Annotated in this window: 18 protein-coding genes and 1 pseudogene; 10 read left to right on the top strand and 9 right to left on the bottom strand. The window is 69.0% G+C overall.

The annotated features are described in order from the left end of the window. Window positions 1–233: 233 nt before the first annotated feature. Window positions 234–1,799 carry a sigma-54-dependent transcriptional regulator gene (locus NF616_RS02390; RefSeq protein ID WP_252271447.1) on the bottom strand — a complete coding sequence of 522 codons (1,566 nt, stop codon included), beginning with the start codon at window positions 1,797–1,799 and terminating at the stop codon, window positions 234–236. Window positions 1,800–2,074: 275 nt separating this feature from the next. Here NF616_RS02390 and phhA point away from each other — a divergent pair, with 275 nt between their 5' ends. The 3 genes from phhA to NF616_RS02375 all read left to right on the top strand — a co-directional run bounded on the left by phhA (window position 2,075) and on the right by NF616_RS02375 (window position 4,467). Further along, entirely contained in the window at window positions 2,075–2,854 is a 780-nt protein-coding gene (gene phhA, locus NF616_RS02385; protein ID WP_252271446.1) for a phenylalanine 4-monooxygenase, read from the top strand. A 63-nt stretch (window positions 2,855–2,917) separates the two neighbouring features. Continuing rightward, window positions 2,918–3,271: a 4a-hydroxytetrahydrobiopterin dehydratase gene (locus NF616_RS02380; protein ID WP_252271445.1), complete on the top strand. Its 354-nt coding sequence runs from the start codon at window positions 2,918–2,920 to the stop codon at window positions 3,269–3,271. Continuing rightward, a complete protein-coding gene (locus NF616_RS02375; RefSeq protein ID WP_252271444.1) occupies window positions 3,268–4,467 on the top strand; it encodes an amino acid aminotransferase in 1,200 nt (399 codons plus the stop codon). Before NF616_RS02380 ends, NF616_RS02375 begins: the two co-directional genes overlap by 4 nt. 702 nt (window positions 4,468–5,169) lie before the next feature. Here the strand turns inward: NF616_RS02375 and NF616_RS02370 are convergent. Genes NF616_RS02370 through selD form a run of 3 tightly spaced genes read right to left on the bottom strand, consistent with a single transcriptional unit; the run spans window position 5,170 to window position 7,663 of the window. Continuing rightward, the gene (locus NF616_RS02370; RefSeq protein WP_252271443.1) at window positions 5,170–5,526 is read right to left on the bottom strand and encodes a hypothetical protein; all 357 of its coding nucleotides are present in this window, start codon (window positions 5,524–5,526) and stop codon (window positions 5,170–5,172) included. Further along, complete coding sequence (gene mnmH / locus NF616_RS02365; protein ID WP_252271442.1) at window positions 5,526–6,629, bottom strand: tRNA 2-selenouridine(34) synthase MnmH; 1,104 nt, start codon at window positions 6,627–6,629, stop codon at window positions 5,526–5,528. Before mnmH ends, NF616_RS02370 begins: the two co-directional genes overlap by 1 nt. Then, entirely contained in the window at window positions 6,629–7,663 is a 1,035-nt protein-coding gene (gene selD / locus NF616_RS02360; protein ID WP_252271441.1) for a selenide, water dikinase SelD, read from the bottom strand. The genes mnmH and selD overlap by 1 nt, the downstream gene beginning before the upstream one ends. A gap of 243 nt (window positions 7,664–7,906) precedes the next feature. Here selD and NF616_RS02355 point away from each other — a divergent pair, with 243 nt between their 5' ends. The 4 genes from NF616_RS02355 to phnE all read left to right on the top strand — a co-directional run bounded on the left by NF616_RS02355 (window position 7,907) and on the right by phnE (window position 11,358). Next, window positions 7,907–8,758, top strand: a complete 852-nt coding sequence (locus NF616_RS02355) for a putative selenate ABC transporter substrate-binding protein (RefSeq protein WP_252271440.1) — start codon at window positions 7,907–7,909, stop codon at window positions 8,756–8,758. Beyond that, window positions 8,755–9,552 carry a phosphonate ABC transporter ATP-binding protein gene (locus NF616_RS02350; protein ID WP_252271439.1) on the top strand — a complete coding sequence of 266 codons (798 nt, stop codon included), beginning with the start codon at window positions 8,755–8,757 and terminating at the stop codon, window positions 9,550–9,552. The genes NF616_RS02355 and NF616_RS02350 overlap by 4 nt, the downstream gene beginning before the upstream one ends. Window positions 9,553–9,766: 214 nt before the next feature. After that, entirely contained in the window at window positions 9,767–10,594 is an 828-nt protein-coding gene (locus tag NF616_RS02345; RefSeq protein ID WP_252271438.1) for a PhnE/PtxC family ABC transporter permease, read from the top strand. Beyond that, window positions 10,591–11,358 (top strand): phosphonate ABC transporter, permease protein PhnE, encoded by a 768-nt coding sequence (phnE, locus tag NF616_RS02340; protein WP_252271437.1) that lies wholly within the window; start codon window positions 10,591–10,593, stop codon window positions 11,356–11,358. The genes NF616_RS02345 and phnE overlap by 4 nt, the downstream gene beginning before the upstream one ends. 524 nt (window positions 11,359–11,882) lie before the next feature. Here the strand turns inward: phnE and arfB are convergent. The 5 genes from arfB to edd form a co-directional block, all read right to left on the bottom strand. Further along, complete coding sequence (gene arfB, locus NF616_RS02335) at window positions 11,883–12,296, bottom strand: alternative ribosome rescue aminoacyl-tRNA hydrolase ArfB (RefSeq protein WP_252271436.1); 414 nt, start codon at window positions 12,294–12,296, stop codon at window positions 11,883–11,885. Between the two features lie 383 nt (window positions 12,297–12,679). Then, on the bottom strand, window positions 12,680–13,102 hold the full coding sequence (locus NF616_RS02330) for a VOC family protein (protein ID WP_252271435.1): 423 nt from the start codon (window positions 13,100–13,102) through the stop codon (window positions 12,680–12,682). An 11-nt stretch (window positions 13,103–13,113) separates the two neighbouring features. Further along, complete coding sequence (locus NF616_RS02325; protein WP_252271434.1) at window positions 13,114–13,536, bottom strand: YciI family protein; 423 nt, start codon at window positions 13,534–13,536, stop codon at window positions 13,114–13,116. Window positions 13,537–13,758: 222 nt separating this feature from the next. After that, on the bottom strand, window positions 13,759–14,475 hold the full coding sequence (gene pgl, locus NF616_RS02320; protein ID WP_252271433.1) for a 6-phosphogluconolactonase: 717 nt from the start codon (window positions 14,473–14,475) through the stop codon (window positions 13,759–13,761). Beyond that, the gene (gene edd / locus NF616_RS02315) at window positions 14,472–16,295 is read right to left on the bottom strand and encodes a phosphogluconate dehydratase (RefSeq protein ID WP_252271432.1); all 1,824 of its coding nucleotides are present in this window, start codon (window positions 16,293–16,295) and stop codon (window positions 14,472–14,474) included. The genes pgl and edd overlap by 4 nt, the downstream gene beginning before the upstream one ends. A 134-nt stretch (window positions 16,296–16,429) precedes the next feature. Between edd and NF616_RS02310 the strand changes: the two genes are divergently transcribed. The 3 genes and pseudogenes from NF616_RS02310 to NF616_RS21305 all read left to right on the top strand — a co-directional run bounded on the left by NF616_RS02310 (window position 16,430) and on the right by NF616_RS21305 (window position 19,143). Further along, a complete protein-coding gene (locus NF616_RS02310) occupies window positions 16,430–17,473 on the top strand; it encodes a metal-dependent hydrolase (protein ID WP_252271431.1) in 1,044 nt (347 codons plus the stop codon). Window positions 17,474–17,535: 62 nt separating this feature from the next. Further along, window positions 17,536–18,288 (top strand): annotated as a pseudogene (locus NF616_RS21310) (HAMP domain-containing protein); the annotation flags it as partial. Further along, window positions 18,280–19,143, top strand: a complete 864-nt coding sequence (locus tag NF616_RS21305; protein WP_434091849.1) for a methyl-accepting chemotaxis protein — start codon at window positions 18,280–18,282, stop codon at window positions 19,141–19,143. The pseudogene NF616_RS21310 and the gene NF616_RS21305, both read left to right, overlap by 9 nt. Window positions 19,144–19,942: the final 799 nt, after the last annotated feature.

Genomic DNA, 19,942 nt, shown 5'->3' with positions numbered 1-19,942 from the left:
ACGACCATGGTCGCGAGCGCGTGCACCGGGCCTCGCGCGGCCATGACCAGGAGCGGTCCGCGGCGGTCATCCGGGTGGTCCAGCCCCATTCGCCGGGCAAAAAAAAGGCGACCCATCGGGGCCGCCGCCAACTTCATTCCGGGGAGGAATGTCAGAAACGCATCCGGGTATCGCAGGAGCCGGATGGGGCCAGTCTGGCGATGTCCCGCCGCGCCTGCCATTACACCTTGGTCTTAGTCGCCGCCCTGTTCCTTGCCCAAGCCGTGCTGGCGCAGCTTGTTGGCGATGGTGGTGTGCGACACCCCCAGGCGCTTGCCCAGCTGGCGGCTGCTCGGGTGGTCGGCGTACAGGCGCTCCAGCACCGCGCGCTCGAAGCGACCGAGGATGGTGTCCAGATCGCCCTCGGTGGAGAACTCGCCCAGCGGCTGGGGCGCGCCGTAGTCCGGCAGGCGGATGTGCTCGGCCTTGACCGTGCCGCCGTCGCACAGCGAAACGGCCTGGAACAGCACGTTCTCCAGCTGACGCACGTTGCCCGGCCAGTGGTAATGGGCCATGCGCTCGAAGGCCTGGGGCGCCAGCTTGGGCAGCGGGCAGCCGATCTGCCGGCTGGCCGAATCGAGGAAGTGCTCCACCAGCGGACCGAGGCCATCCAGACACTCGCGCAGCGGCGGAATGTGCAGGCTCAGCACGTTCAAGCGGTGGTACAGGTCCTGGCGGAATTCGCCCTTGGCGCACAGCTCGGACAGGTCGACCTGGGTGGCGCAGATCACCCGCACGTCTAGGTACACCTCCTCGTCGCTGCCCACCCGGCGGAAGCAACCGTCCTGCAAAAAACGCAGCAGCTTGGCCTGCAGGCGCGGGCTCATCTCGCCGACGCCATCGAGAAACAGCGTGCCACCGGCGGTCAATTCCAGCAGGCCGAGCTTGCCTTCCGGCCGCGCGCCCTCGAAGGCGCCGGGGCCGTAGCCGAACAGTTCGGTCTCGGCCATGGACTCTGGCAATCCCGCGCAATTGAGCGCCATGAACGGCGCCTGGCCGCGCGGGCTGGCCAGGTGGCAGGCGCGCGCCAGCAGCTCCTTGCCGGTGCCGGTCTCGCCCTCGATCAGCAGCGGCGCATCCAGCGGCGCCATGCGCCGCGCCTCACGCACCACCGCGGCCATCACCCTGGAGCTCTGGAAGATCGAGTCGAAGCCGCGCAGCTCGTGCTTGCGCACGTTGTAGATGCGCTCGCCGACCCGGTCGGCGCGGTGCAGGGTGAGTACGGCGCCGGCCAGCGCCTCGCTCTCGTCGTGCTCGGACTGCAGCGGCGCGATGTCGGCGAGGAACACGTCGCCCTTCACCTTGACCCGCAGACCGTTGACCCGCGACTTGTTGGCGCGCACCAGCTCGGGCAGGTCGAAGTCTTCGATATAGCGCGACAGCGCCATGCCCGGCACCTCGTCCACCCGCACGCCGAGCAGCTGGGCGGCGCTGCGGTTGGCGGCGACGATGGAGCCGCCCATGTCGATGGACAGCACCGGGAAGTCCAAGGCTCCGAGCAGCGCGTTGAGCTCCAGGTGGCGGCGCTCGCTGGGCATCAGGCCGACGCGCTTGACCCCGAACACCCCGGCGATGGACTCCAGCTTGGGCCGCAGGGCCTGGAACTGCAGGTTGATGAGATTGGGGCAGTGCAGGTAGATGGCGTTGCCCTGCTCGCCGCCGACTTCGCCGCGGGCGACATTGATGCCGTAGTCGACCAGCAGTTCGAGGATGTCGCGCAGGATGCCGACGCGGTTCTGGCAATGGACCTTGATTCGCACGGTGATTCGACCCTGATTCGTTGTTGTGAGTGGGTCGCGGCCTGATTTTCTGCATGGCGGCCGTCGATTTCCGTCAAGAATATGTGACAGATCGCCGTGCCGACAACGCGAACAATCGCAGCCCGGCGGCTTTTGTCACTGTTTCTTTACGAAAGTCCCGAACAGCGGACCGCCTCGCCCTCGCCCACCCCCGCTGTAAGCGCCGCGCTTTCGCGGTACCTATGGGTCAACACAACAACACTCCGCGGCCCGCCCGCAGACGAGGAGGCGATTCGATGACGCAATACGTGGCCCGGCAACCCGACGAAGCGGGTTTCATCCACTACTCGGACACCGAGCATCAGGTGTGGAACACCCTGATCACCCGGCAGATGAAAGTGCTCAAGGGCCGCGCCTGCCAGGAATACTTCGACGGCATCGAACAGCTCGCCCTGCCCACGGACCGCATCCCCCAGCTGGGCGAGATCAACAAAGTGCTCGGCGCCACCACCGGCTGGAGCGTGGCCCAGGTGCCGGCGCTGATCCCCTTCCAGACCTTCTTCGAGCTGCTGGCCAGCAAGCGCTTCCCGGTCGCGACCTTCATCCGCACTCCGCAGGAGCTGGATTACCTGCAGGAGCCGGACATCTTCCACGAGATCTTCGGCCACTGCCCGCTGCTGACCAATCCCTGGTTCGCCGAATTCACTCACACCTACGGCAAGCTCGGCCTGGCCGCGACCAAGGAGCAGCGCGTGTACCTGGCGCGGCTGTACTGGATGACCATCGAGTTCGGCCTGGTCGACACGCCGCAGGGTCGGCGCATCTACGGCGGCGGCATCCTCTCCTCGCCGAAGGAGACGGTGTACTGCCTGTCCGACGAGCCGGAGCACCAGGCCTTCGACCCGCTGGATGCGATGCGCACCCCTTACCGCATCGACATCCTGCAGCCGCTGTATTTCGTGCTGCCGGACCTCAAGCGCCTGTTCCAGCTGGCCCACGAAGACATCATGGGCCTGGTGCACCAGGCCACGGCGCTCGGCCTGCACGCACCGAAGTTTCCGCCCAAGGCCGCCTGATCCGGCGGAACCCGACCCCGCTTTTCATCTCTACCCTTAAGCACTCTCACCCTGGAGACCCGAATGTCCCTCGCCCAAGCCCAATGCGAAGCCTGCCGCGCCGATGCGCCCCACGTCTCGGACGAGGAGCTGGCCACGCTGATCCGCGAGATCCCGGACTGGAACATCGAAACCCGCGACGGCCACATGGAGCTGGAGCGCGTCTACCTGTTCAGGAACTTCCGCCACGCCCTGGCCTTCACCAACGCGGTGGGCGCCATCGCCGAGGAAGTCGGCCACCACCCGGCGCTGCTCACCGAATGGGGCAAGGTCACCGTCACCTGGTGGAGCCACGAAATGAAGGGCCTGCACCGCAACGACTTCATCATGGCCGCGCGTACCGACGTGCTGGCCGCCAGCGCCGAAGGCCGCAAGTGAGCCATTTCGCCGCCATCGACCGGGTGCCGGGCGACCCCATCCTCGGCCTCCTCGACGCCTACCGCATCGACACCAACCCGGCCAAGCTGGACCTCGGCGTGGGCGTGTACAAGGACGCCACCGGGCTGACGCCCATTCCCCGTGCCGTGAAGCTGGCAGCCCAGCGCCTGCTGGAGAGCGAGACCACCAAGACCTATATCGGCGGCCACGGCGCCGTGGAGTTCGGCGAGCGCCTGTTGCAGCTGACCTTCGGCAGCGGCAACGCGCTGCTCGCCGATCAGTTGGTCGGCGCCACCCAGGCCCCCGGCGGTACCGGCGCCCTGCGCCTGGCCGGCGAGTTCATCGCGCGCCACCTGCCGGGCCGCGGCATCTGGCTGAGCAACCCAACCTGGCCGATCCACGAGACGCTGTTCGCCGCCTGCGGCCTGCGCGTCGAGCATTACCCCTATGTCGGCGCCGACAATCGCCTGGACGTCGATGCCATGCTCGACGCCCTGCAGCGTGTGCCGGCCGGCGACGTGGTGCTGCTGCATGCCTGCTGCCACAACCCCACCGGTTTCGACCTCACCCCGCGCGACTGGAAACGCGTGCTGGAAGTGGTGCGCTCGCGCGAGCTGCTGCCGCTGATCGACTTCGCCTACCAGGGTTTCGGCGACGGTCTGGAGGAAGACGCCTGGGCCGTGCGCCTGTTCGCCGCCGAGCTGCCGGAGCTGCTGATCACCAGCTCCTGCTCGAAGAACTTCGGCCTGTACCGCGAACGCACCGGCGCGCTGATCGTGCGGGCGAGCCACCACGACAAGCTGATCGACCTGCGCAGCCAGCTGGCCTCGCTGGCCCGCAACCTGTGGTCCACCCCACCGTCCCACGGCGCCGCGGTGGTGGCGGAGATTCTCGGCAATGCCGAGTTGAAGACCCTGTGGGCCGGCGAGGTGGACACCATGCGCCAGCGCGTGGCCGACCTGCGCCGCGGCCTGGTCGAGGCCCTGCGCCCGCACGGTCTGGCCGAGCGCTTCGCCCACGTGGCGGCGCAGCGCGGCATGTTCTCCTACACCGGGCTGACGCCGGAACAGGTGGCGCGGCTGCGCGACGAGTTCAGCGTCTACATGGTCGGCAGCGGCCGCGCCAGCGTGGCGGGGATGAGCGAGGAGCGCCTGGACTATCTGGCCGGCGCCATCGCCAGGGTGTGCGAGGCTTGAGGTCACTCGGTTCCTTCGTGGGGGCAGTCCCTCTCCCTAACCCTCTCCCCGCTGGGGAGAGGGGACGGTCTGCACCGTGCGGATGCTATCGGTGCGCATGGCGCACCCTACGTCGCGTCGACTCCGCGTAGGGTGCGCCATGCGCACCAGCGGGCCTTACCGCTACACCAATGCCTCGCCAGCGTGGCGGGAACGAGCGAAGAATGCCTCTGGCCATATCGCCACACCGACGGTGCGCGCAGCCCGTAGCCCGGATGAAATCCGGGAATGCGCTCAGGACCATGCAAGCCCCGGATTGAATCCGGGCTACGAGCATGTACCGGCTTCGGATTGACCTCCCCTATCCCTAACCCTCTCCCCGGTGGGGAGAGGGAATACCTCCGGGCCGTAGCCCAGATGAAATCCGGGAAATGCGCTCAGGACCATGCAAACCCCGGATTGCATCCGGGCTACGAGCTGGGGAGAGGGGATGGTCCGCACCGTGCGGATGCTATCGGTGCGCATGGCGCACCCTACGTCGCGTCGACTCCGCGTAGGGTGCGCCATGCGCACCAGCGGGTCTTACCGCTACACCAATACCTCGCCAGCGTGACGGGAATGAGCGGAAATGCGCTCAGGGCCATGCCAGCCCCGGATTGCATCCGGGTTAAGAATGCACCGGATTCGGGAGTGGTCTTTCCGGTGGGGAGAGGGAAGCCTCCGTCAATCCAGCTGGTCGTCGCGGATCAGCACATAGCTGGCGTCGGCGCGGTCGTAGACGTAGTACATCTCCACCGTCATCCCGCGCATCACCGCCACGTAGTCACCGGGCTCGGCGATGAAGAAATCGTTGCTGTCGGCCTTGGCCGGGCTTTCGATGCGGGCGTTGAAGAACAGCGCCGGGTCGCTGCCGTCGAAGTAGTCCTCGCGTTCGACGGCGTCCCATTCGGCCGGCGCCTCGAAGGCGCCCTCGAACAGCACATGACCGTCGCCGAGCTCTGCTTCCTCGGCATCCGGGTCGTTCTCGTCCGGACGGTAGAGGGTGCAGTCCAGCGCGTCGGGGTGGTCTTTCAGGCTCATCAGCTTCTCCGTTGCGCGCGTTCGCGCAGGTAGGCCAGCACCGCATCCTGCTCGCCGGCGAATTCGATGCGCGAGGCCTTGCTCTCGCGCTGGTAGGCGTACATGGGATCGTAGTACTCGCTCAGCAGGCCCTCGATCCAGCCGCGGTGCAGGTCCACCGCGCCGCTGCTGCCCTGCTCTTCCAGCGCCTGCTGGAGAATGCCGCGCAGCCGCGCGTGGCGCTCGCCGCCCAGGCGTTTCTGGATATTGTCCATGCTCTGCAGCAGGCGCGCGGCGAACAGCGCGAAGCCCTGCTCCTCGCCATGCACGGCGAGGAATTCGGCGGCCAGGTCGATCACGTAGTCCTTGAGGATGCGCTCGACGCGGCCCTCGACGCTGTCCTCCAGCCACACCAGCGGGTACTGCTGCATGCCGTGGTGCAAGGACAGCGGCAGCGAGCAGGTGCCGATCAGACGGCTCTCGTCCTCCAGCACGAACTGCTGCTGGCCGCGGGCGCGGCGCTTGAGCAGGTCGATGGCCAGGCGGTTTTCGAAGTCGATCTGCGCCGGTTGCCCGGTGGCGCGTTTGCCGAAGCTGGAGCCGCGGTGGTTGGCGTGGCCTTCGAGGTCGACGCTGTTGTCCAGGGCCGCGACCACCTCGGTCTTGCCGGTGCCGGTCATGCCGCCGACGATGACAAAGTCGCACTCGGCCACGGCGCTGTCCAGGGTCTCGATCAGGAAGGTACGCATGGCCTTGTAGCCGCCGATCACCCGCGGGTAATCGATGCCGGCGTCCTTCAGCCACTGCTGGACGATCTGCGAGCGCAGGCCGCCGCGGAAGCAGTACAGGTAGCCATTCGGGTTGGCCTTGGCGAAGGCCGCCCAGGCCTCGACGCGCTCGGCCTTGACCTTGCCGGCGACCAGCTGGTGGCCCAGCTCGATGGCCGCCTGCTGGCCGTGCTGCTTGTAGCAGGTGCCGACCTTCTGCCGCTCGATGTCGGTCATCAGCGGCAGGCTGACGGTGTGCGGGAAGGCGCCCTTGGTGAATTCGACCGGGGCGCGCATGTCCATCATCGGCAGGTCGCCCAGGAAGATCTCGCGGTAGTCGGCGGTGTTGTCGCGCATCACAGCACCTCTACCGCGTGGCTCTGTCGCGAGACCAGTCGGCCGATGGGCGCCAGGTCCAGGCCCAGCTCGGCGGCCACGGCGAGGAACTCGGCCTCGCCCTCCGGCGCCACGGCCACCAGCAGGCCGCCACTGGTCTGCGGGTCGCACAGCAGGTCGCGCTGCGCCTCGGAGATCGGCGCGATCTTCTCGCCGTAGCTGTCGAAGTTGCGCAGGGTGCCGCCGGGCACGCAACCCTCGGCCAGGTAGTGCTCGACGCCCGGCAGGCGCGGCACGGCGGCGTACTCCAGCTGGGCGGTGAGACCCGCGCCATCGGCCATCTCCACCAGATGGCCGAGCAGGCCGAAGCCGGTGACGTCGGTCATCGCCTTCACGCCGGCCAGCTTGCCGAAGCGCGCGCCCGGCTTGTTCAGGGTGCACATCCAGTCACGCGCCAGGCCCACGTCCTGCTCGCGCAGCTTGGCCTTCTTCTCGGCAGTGGTGAGGATGCCGATGCCCAGCGGCTTGGTCAGGTACAGCTGGCAGCCGGCGCTGGCGGTGTCGTTGCGCTTCATGTGCTTCTTCTCGACCACGCCAGTCACGGCCAGGCCGAAGATCGGCTCCGGCGCGTCGATCGAATGGCCGCCGGCCAGCGGAATGCCGGCGGCGTCGCACACGGTGCGGCCGCCGCGGATCACCTCGCGGGCCACTTCCGGCGGCAGCAGGTTGACCGGCCAGCCGAGGATGGCGATGGCCATCAGCGGGTCGCCGCCCATGGCGTAGATGTCGCTGATGGCGTTGGTGGCGGCGATGCGGCCGAAGTCGAACGGATCATCGACGATGGGCATGAAGAAGTCGGTGGTGGAGACCACCCCGCGCTCCTCGTCCAGCGCGTAGACCGCCGCATCGTCCTTGGAGGCGTTGCCGACCCACAGCTTCGGGTCGAGATTCTGCGCGCCACTGCCGGCGAGTATCACTTCCAGCACCTTGGGGGAAATCTTGCAGCCGCAGCCAGCGCCGTGGCTGTACTGGGTCAGGCGGATCGGCTCGCTCATCGAACTCTCTCGGCAAATGCAAAAAACAGGCGGCGGATTCTAGCAAAGCTGACCAATCGGCAATCGCTCTCTATAATCGCGCCGCTTTCGACGAACCCTTCAGGGGACTCGCGAGCGACCGAAGGGCCACGTAGCAGGCACCCCGGGCCACGCCCAGGCGATCTGCGAGCACCACGCAACGCCGCCATTCTGTCGCGCAGCCGTCCCAACAAGCCTTTTCCGCTATTGAACCGGAGAATCCTTATGTTCAAGCGTACCCTGGCGCTCGCCGCCGGTTTTGCCCTGTCCCTGTCCGCCACCCTGGCCCAGGCCGCCGACGTGCTGAAAGTCAGCGCCATCCCCGACGAGGCTCCCACCGAGCTGCTGCGCAAGTTCAAACCACTGGGCGCCTACCTGGAAAAACAGCTGGGCATGAAGGTCGAGTTCGTCCCGGTCGCCGACTACCCGGCGGTGGTCGAGGCCCTGGCCACCGACCGCCTGGACCTGGCCTGGCTCGGCGGCTTCACCTTCGTTCAGGTGCACCTGAAGACCGGCAACGCCATCCCGCTGGTGCAGCGCGAGCAGGACGCCCAGTTCACCAGCAAATTCATCACCGCCAACCCGGAGGTGAAGTCGCTGGCCGACCTCAAGGGCAAGACCTTCGCCTTCGGCTCCATCTCCTCCACCTCCGGCAGCCTGATGCCGCGCTACTTCATGCTCAAGGACGGCATCAAGCCGGAGAGCTACTTCAGCCGTATCGGCTACTCCGGCGCCCACGACGCCACCGCCGCCTGGGTGCAGGCCGGCAAGGTCGAAGCCGGCGTGCTCAACGCCAGCGTGTGGGACAAGCTGGTCGCCGCCGGCAAGGTCGACACCAGCAAGGTCAAGGTCTTCGCCACCACTCCGGCCTACTACGACTACAACTGGACCGTGCGTGGCACTCTCGACCCGGCGCTGACCGAGAAGATCAAGCAGGCCTTCCTCGCCCTCGACCCGGCCAACCCGGAGCACAAGGCGATCCTCGACCTGCAGGCCGCCAGCCGCTTCATCGAGACCAAACCGGAAAACTACAAGGGCATCGAGGACGCCGCCCGCGCCGCCGACCTGCTGAAATGAGCCTGCGCCTGACCGGCGCCGACCTGCAGCACGCCAATGGCGTCCACGCCCTGCGCGGCGTGGACCTGGCTATCGCGGCCGGCGAGCGGGTCGCCGTCATCGGCCCGTCCGGCGCCGGCAAGTCCAGCCTGCTCGCCTTGCTGGCCAGCGCCCTGCAACCCGGCGGCGGCAGCGTCGAGCTGCTGGGGGAGAACCCCTGGCAGCTCTCCGCTCGCGCCCGCCAGCAGCTGCGCGCCCGCATCGGCCTGATCCACCAGGCGCCGCCGCTGCCACCGCGGCAACGGGTGGTCACCGCCGTGCTGGCCGGCAAGCTCGGCCAGTGGGGCCTGGGCAAGAGCCTGTTCAACCTGCTGCATCCGGTCGATATCCCCGGCGCCCGCGACGTGCTGGCACGTCTGGACCTGGCCGACAAGCTGTTCGCCCAGTGCCAGCAACTCTCCGGCGGCCAGCTGCAGCGCGTCGGCATCGCCCGCGCGCTGTACCAGGACCCCGAGCTGCTGCTGGCCGACGAGCCGGTATCGGCCATGGACCCGGTGCTCGCCGACCACACCCTGAGCGTGCTCTGCCGGCATGCCGAGGCGCGTGGCGTGACCCTGGTCGCCAGCCTGCACGCGGTGGACCTGGCGCTGGCGCACTTCCCGCGCATCGTCGGCGTGCGCGAGGGCCGCATCGCCTTCGATTGTCCGGCGAATGAAGTCACCCGGGAGCTGCTCGACGCCCTCTACGCCAACGAGCAGCTGGTGTCGCCACAGGCGCCGGCGGTGACGCTGACCCTGCAGATTCCGCGATGCTGAGCCCCATGCCGCGAAAGTCGCCTGCAGAACCAGCCTTGGCCGCGCCGCTATCGCGCTGTCTGAATCGCGGCGAGGGCCGCCGCTCCTCGGGCAGAGCCGAGATGGGCGAGAGCGGCTTCGGCCGCGACGGGAGCAATCGCAAAAACCTCGCGGCTATGGCGGAGTGTCGTTCAGCCGCTCCCACCGGGAACCGTAACCGCGCCGGGGCTGCGCCATGCTGAGCCGGGATAATCGCGACCCCGCCGCCCTGCCCCGCCTGTTGCTGACGGTGCTGGCTGTGGCGTTGCTGTGGCCGGGCATCCAGCTCGCCGAGCTGAACCCGGGCGTGCTGCTGGCCGCCGACAGCCGGAGCGAGATGGGCCGTTTCGTCGCGGGCTTCTGGCCGCCGGCGCACACGCCGGACTTCCTCGACCTGCTACTGCAGGCCACCCTGCAGACCCTGGCCATCGCCACCGCCGGCATGGCCCTGGCGCTGCTGGTGGCGATCCCCGCCGGCCTGGCCGCTAGCCGCGCCCTGTCGCTGTCGGCGGCCTCACGGGGCGGCCGCCCGAGTGCGTTCGGCCAGGCTTTGCGCTGGCCAGTACGCGGACTGCTGATCTTCCTGCGCAGCGTGCCGGAGATCGTCTGGGCGCTGTTGTTCGTCCGCGCCGTCGGCCTCGGCCCCACCGCCGGGGTGCTGGCCATCGCCATCACCTACGCCGGCATGCTCGGCAAGGTCTACGCGGAAATCCTCGAGTCGGTCGATCAGCGCCCCATGCACGCCCTGCTGCAGGGCGGCAGCGGCCGGCTCGCCGCCTTCGTCTACGGCCTGCTGCCGAATGCCGCCGCCGAGCTGACCTCCTACACCGTGTACCGCTGGGAATGCGCGATCCGCGCCTCGGTGGTCATGGGCTTCGTCGGCGCCGGCGGCCTGGGCCAGCAGATCGACCTGTCGCTGCGCATGTTCGCCGGCGGCGAGGTGGCCAGCATGCTGCTGACCTTCCTGCTCCTGGTGCTGCTGGCCGACGCGCTGAGCCGCGTGCTGCGCGGGAGGCTGGCATGAACCGGCTGGTCAACCTCGCGCTGCTGCTGGCAATGCTCGTCGCGGTGATCGCTTCTTTCGCCTACCTGGGCCTGGACCTGGCCGCACTGGGGCAGACGGACAACCTGCGGCACATGGCCGATTACGCCGCGCGCTTCCTGCAGCCGGACCTGAGCGGCGGGCACCTGTTGGCCATCGGCCGTGGCGCCCTGGAGACCCTGGCCATGTCGGCCCTCGGCACCCTGCTCGCCGCCCTGCTCGGCCTGCTCCTGGCGCTGCCCGCGGCCGGACGCTTCGGCGGTCTCGCCCAGAGCCTGGTGCGCCTGCTGCTCAACGGCCTGCGGGCAATTCCCGAGTTGGTATGGGCGGCGCTGATGGTGCTGGCCGCCGGCCTCGGCCCCAACGCCGGCACCCTGGCCCTGGCGCTGCACACGGCGGGTGTACTCGGCAGATTGTTCGCCGAGGCGCTGGAGAACACCCCCACGGCGCCGGCCGAAGCGATTCGCCTGCAGGGCGGCAGCCAGCTCGCGGCCTTCTGCTACGGCACCCTGCCCAACCTGTGGCCGCAGTTGCTGGCCTATACGCTGTACCGTTGGGAAAACAATATCCGCATGGCCAGCGTGCTCGGCTTCGTCGGCGCTGGCGGCCTGGGGCAGATGCTCTACGTCAGCCTCAGCCTGTTCCAGGAAGCCCAGGCCAGCACGGTGATCCTGGCCATGCTGGTGCTGGTGTTCGCGGTAGATGCCCTGAGCGGCTGGACCCGCCAACGCTGGGTCCGCGCCTGACGACGCCGAAGGGCTGTCACACCGTAGGGCGGCCTCGCCGCGCAAGCGGCAGCCTGCCAAGTGAAGTCCCGTACGCCACCGTCGGTGGGCTGTCGCTGCGCTCCGAGACCACCCTACGGAGCCCGACGCCGGCCATGACGCCGCAACCACCCGCCACACCCGCCCACCCGTAGGGCGGCCTTGCCGCGCAGCGGCAGCCCGCCAAGGAAGCCCGGTGCGCCACGGTCGGTGGGCTGTCGCTACGCTCCGAGACCACCCTACGAGCCCGACGCCAGCCATAACGCCGCAACCACCCGCCACTCCCGTAGGGCGGCCTCGCCGCGTAGCGGCAGCCCGCCAAGGGAGACTCCGGAGTGCCACGGTCGGTGGGCTGTCGCTTCGCTCCGAGACCACCCTACGAGCCCGACGCCGGCCATAACGCCGCAACCACCCGCTCACCCCGTAGGGCGGCCTCGCCGCGCAGCGGCAGCCCGCCATGTGGTATCCGGCGCTGGCTCGGAGCATGGGACGGCGAAGTCGTGGCCTCAGTAATCCACCTTGCCGCGTCCGGCCTTGATCGCGCCGCGCTTGGACTTGCCCTCCAGGCGGCGCTTCTTCGAGCCTAGGGTCGGCTTGGTCGGGCGGCGCGCCTTCTCGGTCTTGCCGGCGCTGCGGATCAGCTCGGCCAGGCGTTCCAGGGCGTCGGCGCGGTTCTGCTCCTGGGTGCGGTACTGCTGGGCCTTGATGATCACCACACCGTCTTCGGTGATGCGGCTGTCGCGCAGCTGCAGCAGGCGCTCCTTGTAGAACGGCGGCAGCGACGAGGCCTGGCTGTCGAAGCGCAGGTGCACGGCGCTGGAGACCTTGTTGACGTTCTGCCCGCCGGCACCCTGGGCGCGTATGGCGGTCAGCTCGACCTCGCTATCGGGTAGGTGGACGCTGTTGGAAATCACCAGCATGAAAAACGGCCTCGAAAAAATCCGCCCAGCATACCCCGGCGCGCATTGCCGGCCCTGCAGCTTTCTCCGTGGCCTGCCCTTCGAGAAGGCCAGCGCATGCCGTGCGCTAGCCGACATCATAAGGGTCATCCGCTCCGCGGGCCTCGACCGGCCACCAAAGAACTCGGCGCGATTGAGGACATGCACGAGAGTAAACGTGCCGGTGCCGTCGGAGTTCGCTGGCGTCGCGGCAGAACCGAGATACGCCCCCCCCCGCATGCCTCGGCGGACCTGCCGCACACGCGCTAACCAATCCCAGCCCACCGATGAACGAGGCGCAGGCATGCCTGCGCGAGCAGTTCGACCGGGAAACCACCGAGGCGCTGCAGCGGGCCGTCTGAGGCTCAGGCCGGGGGCTGGCAGTCGCCGCTGTAGTTGATCATCCACGGCACGCCGAAGCGGTCGGTGAGCATGGCGAAGCCCTCGGCCCAGAAGGTCCTCTGCAGCTCCATCTGCACCGAGCCCTGGGCGCCGAGCTCCCGATACAGGCGCTCGGCGTGGGCCATGTCGTCGGCCTGGATCGACATGTGGCAGCCCTTGACGCCCTCGTGGTCATCGCCCGGCATGCAGTCGGAGGCCATCAGCAGCTGGTCGCCGACGCACAGGCAGGCGTGCATGGTGTGGTCGCGGTGCTCCGGCGCCACATCGCCGCAGGCCGGGCTGTCGCCGAAGGTCATCACCTGCAGCTCCCCGCCGAGCACCTGCTGGTAGAAGCGGAAGGCCTCGGCACAGTTGCCGTCGAAGATCAGGTAGGCATGGATGTTCATCGCGTCTCTCCTTATTCGTTGGCCAGGCGGGCGCGCAGGCGTTCTTCCTGCTCGCGCAGCTCGGGGGTGAATTCCTCGCCGAAGTCCTCGGCCTCGAACACCTGGCGGATCTCGATATCCGACTCGCCCGGCATCGGGTTGGGGCAGCGCTTGACCCACTCGATGCACTCTTCCAGCGAGCCGACTTCCCACAGCCAGAAGCCGGCGATCAGCTCCTTGGTTTCGGCGAAGGGCCCGTCGATCACGCTGCGGTCGGCCCCGGAGAAACGCACGCGCACGCCCTTGCTGCTCGGGTGCAGGCCCTCGCCGGCCTTCATGATGCCGGCGGCCACCAGTTCCTCGTTGTACTTGCCCATGGCCGCCAGCAGTTCCTCGCTGGGCATCACGCCGGCTTCCGAATCGGCCGTGGCCTTGACTATCACCATGAATCGCATCGTCCTTCTCCTCGTCGTGGTGGGCTCGCCGAAGGGCGACCCGGGCTGATCGATGAACCCCGACAGGGGGTTCTGTCCCTTGGTCGATTGGCGTTTCGGCAAATCGACAGGCCCGCGAAAAAATTTTCGCCGCCGCCGCAGATTGTGCCTGCACAGAAAGGTCACGGCGCAGATCGTAGGGTGCGCCGTGCACACCGCCTCCCTCGCACGCACCTCGCGCCGTTACGGCGACCAATGCACCTGCAGCGGCGCCTGCAGGAATGCGCGGATCGGCAATTCGCTGGCGGGCCCCGGCCGCAGGGCCTGGTTCAGCGTAGCCAGCTTGCCGGCCCCCTGGATCGCCAGCAGCGCCAGGTGCGCCCCGGCCAGCGCCGGCAGCGTCAGGGTCAGGCGCTGGCGGGGCTCGCTCGGCGCCTGCATCGGCAACACCCGGCGCGGGCAGCCGGCGTCGAGCGCGGCGGTCAGATTCGGGCTGTCGGGAAACAGCGAGGCGGTGTGGCCGTCGTCGCCCATGCCCAGCACCAGCACGTCGATGGCCGGCAGCCCGGCCAGGGCCTGCTCGGCCAGCCGTGCCGCCTCGTCCAGATCCTCCGCCGCCCGATACAGGCCGAGCATCGTCGCCTGGGCCGCAGGCCCCTGCAGCAGGTGACGGCGCGCCAGCGCCTCGTTGCTGTCGGCATGGCTCGGCGGCACCCAGCGCTCGTCGGCCAGGCTCACCTGGACCTTGGCCCAGGGCAGGTCTTCACGCGAAAGCCGCTCGAAGAACGGCACCGGGCTGCGCCCGCCGGACACCACTAGCAGCGCCCGGCCCCGCTCGGCCACGGCGCCGCGCAGCGCCTCGGCCACCTGCTCCGCCAAGGCCTCGGCCATGGCCGCGGCATCGGCGTGGGTGTGGCCCAGCACACCGTCCGGCAGGATCAGGTCGGCGACGTCGCTCATTGCAGCGTCCTCAGATTGGCGATGAAGGCACTGGCGCCCTCTTCCGCCGAGCTGAAGCTGGCACGCATGAAGGCGAACAGCTCGCGGCCGCAGCCGATCTCCGCCGGCGGCGGCGCCACCGCTTCGCGCACGGCGAATTCGCCGGCGTCCACCCGCACGTTGAGCTCGCCGCTGCGGCCGTCCACGCAGATCAGGTCGCCGTCGCGCACCCGTGCCAGCGGACCGCCGTCGAAGGCTTCCGGGCACACGTGGATGGCCGCCGGCACCTTGCCGGAGGCGCCGGACATGCGCCCGTCGGTGACCAGCGCCACCTTGTAGCCGCGGTCCTGCAGCACGCCGAGGAACGGCGTGAGTTTGTGCAGCTCCGGCATGCCGTTGCAGCGCGGCCCCTGGAAGCGCATGACGGCGACGAAGTCGCGGTCCAGCTCGCCGGCCTGGAAGGCGTCGGCGAAGGCCTGCTGATCCTGGAACACCCGCGCCGGCGCCTCCACCACATGGCGCTCGGGCGCCACGGCGGAAAGCTTCATCACCCCGCGGCCGAGGTTGCCGTCGAGCAGGCGCAGCCCGCCCTCGGGCGAGAACGGCTGCGCCGCCGGGCGCAGGATGTTTTCGTCGAGGCTGGCGCTGGTGCCCTCGCGCCACACCAGGCGGCCGTCGTCGACGAAGGGCTCCTGGGCGTAACGCAGCAGGCCAGGACCGGCGACGGTGTTGACGTCGGTGTGCAGCAGGCCGGCGCCGAGCAGCTCGCGGATCAGCAGCGCGGTGCCGCCGGCGGCGTGGAAGTGATTGATGTCGGCCTTGCCGTTGGGATAGACGTGGGCCAGGGTCGGCACCACCTCGGAGAGATCGGCCATGTCCTGCCAGGTCAGCTGGATACCGGCGGCCTGGGCGATCGCGGGCAGGTGCAGGGTGTGGTTGGTCGAGCCACCGGTGGCGTGCAGCGCCACCACCGAATTGATCAGGCAGCGCTCGTCGACGATCCGCCCCAACGGTAGGTACTGGCCACCCTGGCGGGTCAGGCGCACCACCTGCTGCGCCGCCTCGCGGGTCAGGGCGTCGCGCAGCGGCGTGCCGGGGTTGACGAAGGAGGCGCCGGGCAGGTGCAGGCCCATCACCTCCATCAGCATCTGGTTGGTGTTGGCCGTGCCGTAGAAGGTGCAGGTGCCGGGGCTGTGGTAGGCGGCCATTTCCGAGGCAAGCAGTTCCTCGCGGCTGGCCTTGCCCTCGGCGTAGCGCTCGCGCACCTCGGCCTTTTCCTTGTTGGAGAGGCCCGAGGGCATCGGCCCGGCCGGCACGAAGATCGTCGGCAGGTGGCCGAAGCGCAGGGCCCCGACCAGCAGGCCGGGGACGATCTTGTCGCAGATGCCCAGGCACAGCGCGGCGTCGAACATGTTGTGCGACAGCGCCACGGCGGTGCTCATGGCGATGGTCTCGCGGCTGGCGATGCCGATCTCCATGCCCGGCTCGCCCTGGGTCACGCCGTCGCACATGGCCGGCACACCGCCGGCCACCTGGCCGACCGAGCCGACCTCGTGCAGCGCCGCCTTGATCCGCTGCGGGTAATCCTCGTAGGGCTGGTGCGCCGAGAGCATGTCGTTGTAGGCGGTGACGATGGCCACATTGGCCGCGTCCGGCAGGCGCAGGGTCTGCTTGTCCGCGCCGCTGCAGCCGGCCACGCCGTGGGCGAAGTTGGCGCACTGCAGCTTGCCGCGCTGCGGGCCCTGGTCGGCGGCCGCGGCGATCATCGCCAGGTAGCGCGCGCGGGTGGCGCGGCTGCGCTCGATCAGGCGCTCGGTGACTTCGAGAACGCGGGGATGCATGGGTCGGCTCCTCAGGCTTTGCTATTGCGACACTGTAACCCCGCAGGCGGTTGAAATCTTTCGTCGGAATTCCGGGCTGCCGCCCATACCGCACCGGCGCTAACGTAGCCGCCTGGCTTTCTCAAGGACGCATCATGGATTCACTCACCCAGGCGGTACTCGGCGCCAGCATTCAGGGCGCCCTGCTCGGCCGCTGGCAGGGCCGCCGCGCGCTGCTCTACGGCGCCATGCTCGGCACCCTGCCCGACCTCGACGTGGTGATCGATTACGGCGACGCCGTGGCCGACATGACCTACCATCGCGGCTTCAGCCACTCACTGCTGGTGCTCAGCCTGCTGGCGGTGGCGATCACCCTGCTGGCGCGCTGGCTGCGGCCCGATCCGGGCTACTCGGGGCGACGGCTGTTCTTCGCCGTGTGGCTGGTGTTGATCACCCACCCGCTGCTCGATGCCTTCACCAGCTACGGCACCCAGCTGTTCTGGCCGCTGCAGACGCCGCCGATCGCCTGGTCGTCGATCTTCATCATCGACCCGCTGTACACCGTGCCGCTGCTGGTGGCGGTGGTGGTCGGCCTGGTCCGCGGCCTGCGTGACCGCCCGCAGTGGCTGGCGATCTCGGCGCTGTGCCTGTCCAGCGTGTACCTGGCCAGCACCCTGGCCGGCAAGTGGATGGCCGAACAGCGCGTACAGGATGTGCTGGCCGAGCGCGGCATCCAGTCCGACGTGCTGTTCAGCACGCCGACGCCGTTCAACAGCCTGCTGTGGCGGGTGACGGTGGTGGACGGCGCCGACTACCACGAGGCATTGGTCAGCTGGTTCGACGAGCGCCCGCCGCGGCTCGAGCGCATCCCGCGTGGCACCGAGCTGGCCGAACGGCTGCGCGACTCGCCGCAGCACCAGCGCCTGGAATGGTTCACCCACGGCGTGCTGCGCTACGACCAGGTCGGCGACCAACTGATCGTCACCGACCTGCGCCTGGGCATGACCGGCTACCACCCCTTCCGCTTCGTCATGGCCGAGCGGAGCGACGGCCAGTGGCAGCCGCTGCCCTGGGTGGACCGTCTGCCCTTCAGCCGCGGCGGCGCCGAACAGTTGCAGGTGCTCTGGCGGCGCATCTGGGACGAGCGCCAGCCGATAGCGCTGCTGGCCTGGTCCAGGGCGCTGCAGGAAAAGCCCTGAGCCTCGCGCGCTGCCGCCTCTGAACTAGGCTTGACGAACAGTCGGCCCTCGGAGACAGCAGCATGAACATCCGCCAGAAAATGATCGCCTGCGGCGCCATCAGCGTGGTCGCCGCCACCCTGCTCGGCGGCGTCGGCTTCTGGGGGCAGATGCGCCTGAGCGAGGTGCTCGCGGACAGCGAGCTGAGCGTCAGTGCCCTGCGCAACCACCTGGAAGGCGACATGATGCACGACGCCCTGCGCGCCGACGTGCTGGCCGCCTTCTATGCCCAGCCGGGCGACACGGCGGCGGCCGAGCAGGTCCGGGCCGACCTGCGCGAACACAGCCAGTGGTTCCAGCGCACCATGGCGGCCAACGCCGAGCTGCCGCTGAGCGAGGAAATCCGCAGCGCCATCGGCCAGTCGCAACCGGCGCTCAACGCCTACATCGCCCAGGCCGAGCGCATCGTCGGCCTGGCCCTGGGCGACCCGCAGCGCGCACGCGGCGAGATGCCGGCGTTCGAGCAGAGCTTTTCCGAACTGGAAGCGAAGAACGAGGCCTTGAGCGAGCTGATCGAACAGCACGCCGCCCAGGTACGTGCCGAGAGCCAGGCGGCCACGCGCAACGCCGCCTGGCTGCTGGTCGGCGGCATCCTGCTGGTCTGCCTGCTGCTCGCCCTGCTTACTGGCCACCTGATGAAGGCCGTGCTTCGTCCGCTCGGCAAGACTGTTGCCGTGGCCCGCGCCATCGCCCAGGGCAACCTGCGCAGCATCATCCAGGTCGACAGCAACGACGAAGCCGGCCAGCTGCAGCAGTCGCTGGCCGACATGCAGAACAACCTCAAGCAGATGATCGAGACCATTCGCCGCGATAGCGAACAGCTGCAGGACACCGCGCAGAACCTCAGCGGCGCCTCGCAGAGCATCGTCCACAGCGCTCACGAGGAGTCGGACAATGCCACCAGCATGGCCGCGGCCATGGAGCAGATGATCCTCAACATCGCGCAGATCGCCGAGCACGCACGCAACGCGCAGACCATTTCATCCCAGTCCGAGCGGCTGGCCAGCGACGGCGGTCAGGTGATTCTCGGCGTGGTCGACGGCATGAGCCGCATCGCCGAGGCGGTCAACGAGTCGTCCACCACCATCACCGCGCTGGGCCAGTCGTCCGAGGAAATCCACTCGATCATCCAGGTGATCAACGGCATCGCCGAGCAGACGAACCTGCTGGCGCTCAACGCCGCCATCGAGGCGGCGCGTGCCGGCGAGGCCGGCCGCGGCTTCGCCGTGGTCGCCGACGAGGTGCGCAACCTGGCGGCGCGCACGGCGCAGTCGACCCAGGAGATCACCGGCATGATCGAACGCATTCGCAGCAGCACGACGCAGGCGGTGAACAGCATGCAGGCCGGGGTAACGCAGGTGAACGACGGCGTGCACCTGGCGCGCCAGGCCGGCGAGTCGATCAGCGAGATTCGCGGCGGCGCCCAGCGGGCGGCCGAGGTGGTGGAGGAGATTTCCCACACCATCGGCGAGCAGAGCAAGGCCTCCGGCGAGGTGGCCCAGCGCGTCGAGCAGATCGCCCGCATGTCGCAGCAGAACAGCCAGACCGTGGACGAACTGGCCGCCGCCGCGCGGCACCTGGACAAGGTCGCGCGCAGCATGCAGAGTTCGGTGCTGCAGTTCCAGACCTGACCCGCGCCCTCCAAGCAGCCAGCGCAGGGCGGCCTCGCCGCAAAGCGGCAGCCCACCAAATACGCCCGCACGCAGCCCCGGCGGTGCGCACGGCGCACCCTACGCCGGATGCCTCGCCGCAGAGCCCGCCACAACGGACCTCCCTCGAACGCTCAACGCCCAGCCGGCACGTCACCCTCGTAGGGTGGTCTCGCCGCAAAGCGGCAGCCCACCAACCGCACCCGCACGCAGCCCCGGCGGAGCGCACGGCGCACCCTACGTCGAATGCCCCTCCGCGTAGCCCGCCACAACGGGCCTCGCCCGAACGCTCAACGCCCAGCAGACACGCCGCCCTCGTAGGGTGGTCTCGCCGCAAAGCGGCAGCCCACCAACTACGCCCGCACGCAGCCCCGGCGGTGCGCACGGCGCACCCTACGTCGATGCCTCGCCGCGAGCCAACCCCAAGGGGCGTCCCCGAACGCTCAACGCCCAGCCGCCACGCCGCCCTCGTAGGGTGGTCTCGCCGCAAAGCGGCAGCCCACCAAATACGCTCGCACGCAGCCCCGGCGGTGCGCACGGCGCACCCTACGTCGATGCCTCGCCGCGAGCCAACCACAATGGGCGTCCCCGAACGCTCAACGCCCAGCAGACACGCCGCCCTCGGAGGGTGGTCTCGCCGCAAAGCGGCAGCCCACCAACTACGGCCGCACGCAGCCCTGGCGGTGCGCTCGGCGCACCCTACGTCGATGCCTCGCCGCGAGCCAACCACAATGGGCGACCCAGAACCCTCAACGCCCAGCAGACACGCCGCCCTCGGAGG

The organism is Pseudomonas subflava (genome assembly GCF_023823685.1).
GTDB lineage: Bacteria > Pseudomonadota > Gammaproteobacteria > Pseudomonadales > Pseudomonadaceae > Aquipseudomonas > Aquipseudomonas subflava.
This window is presented reverse-complemented; position numbering and strand designations above follow the sequence as displayed.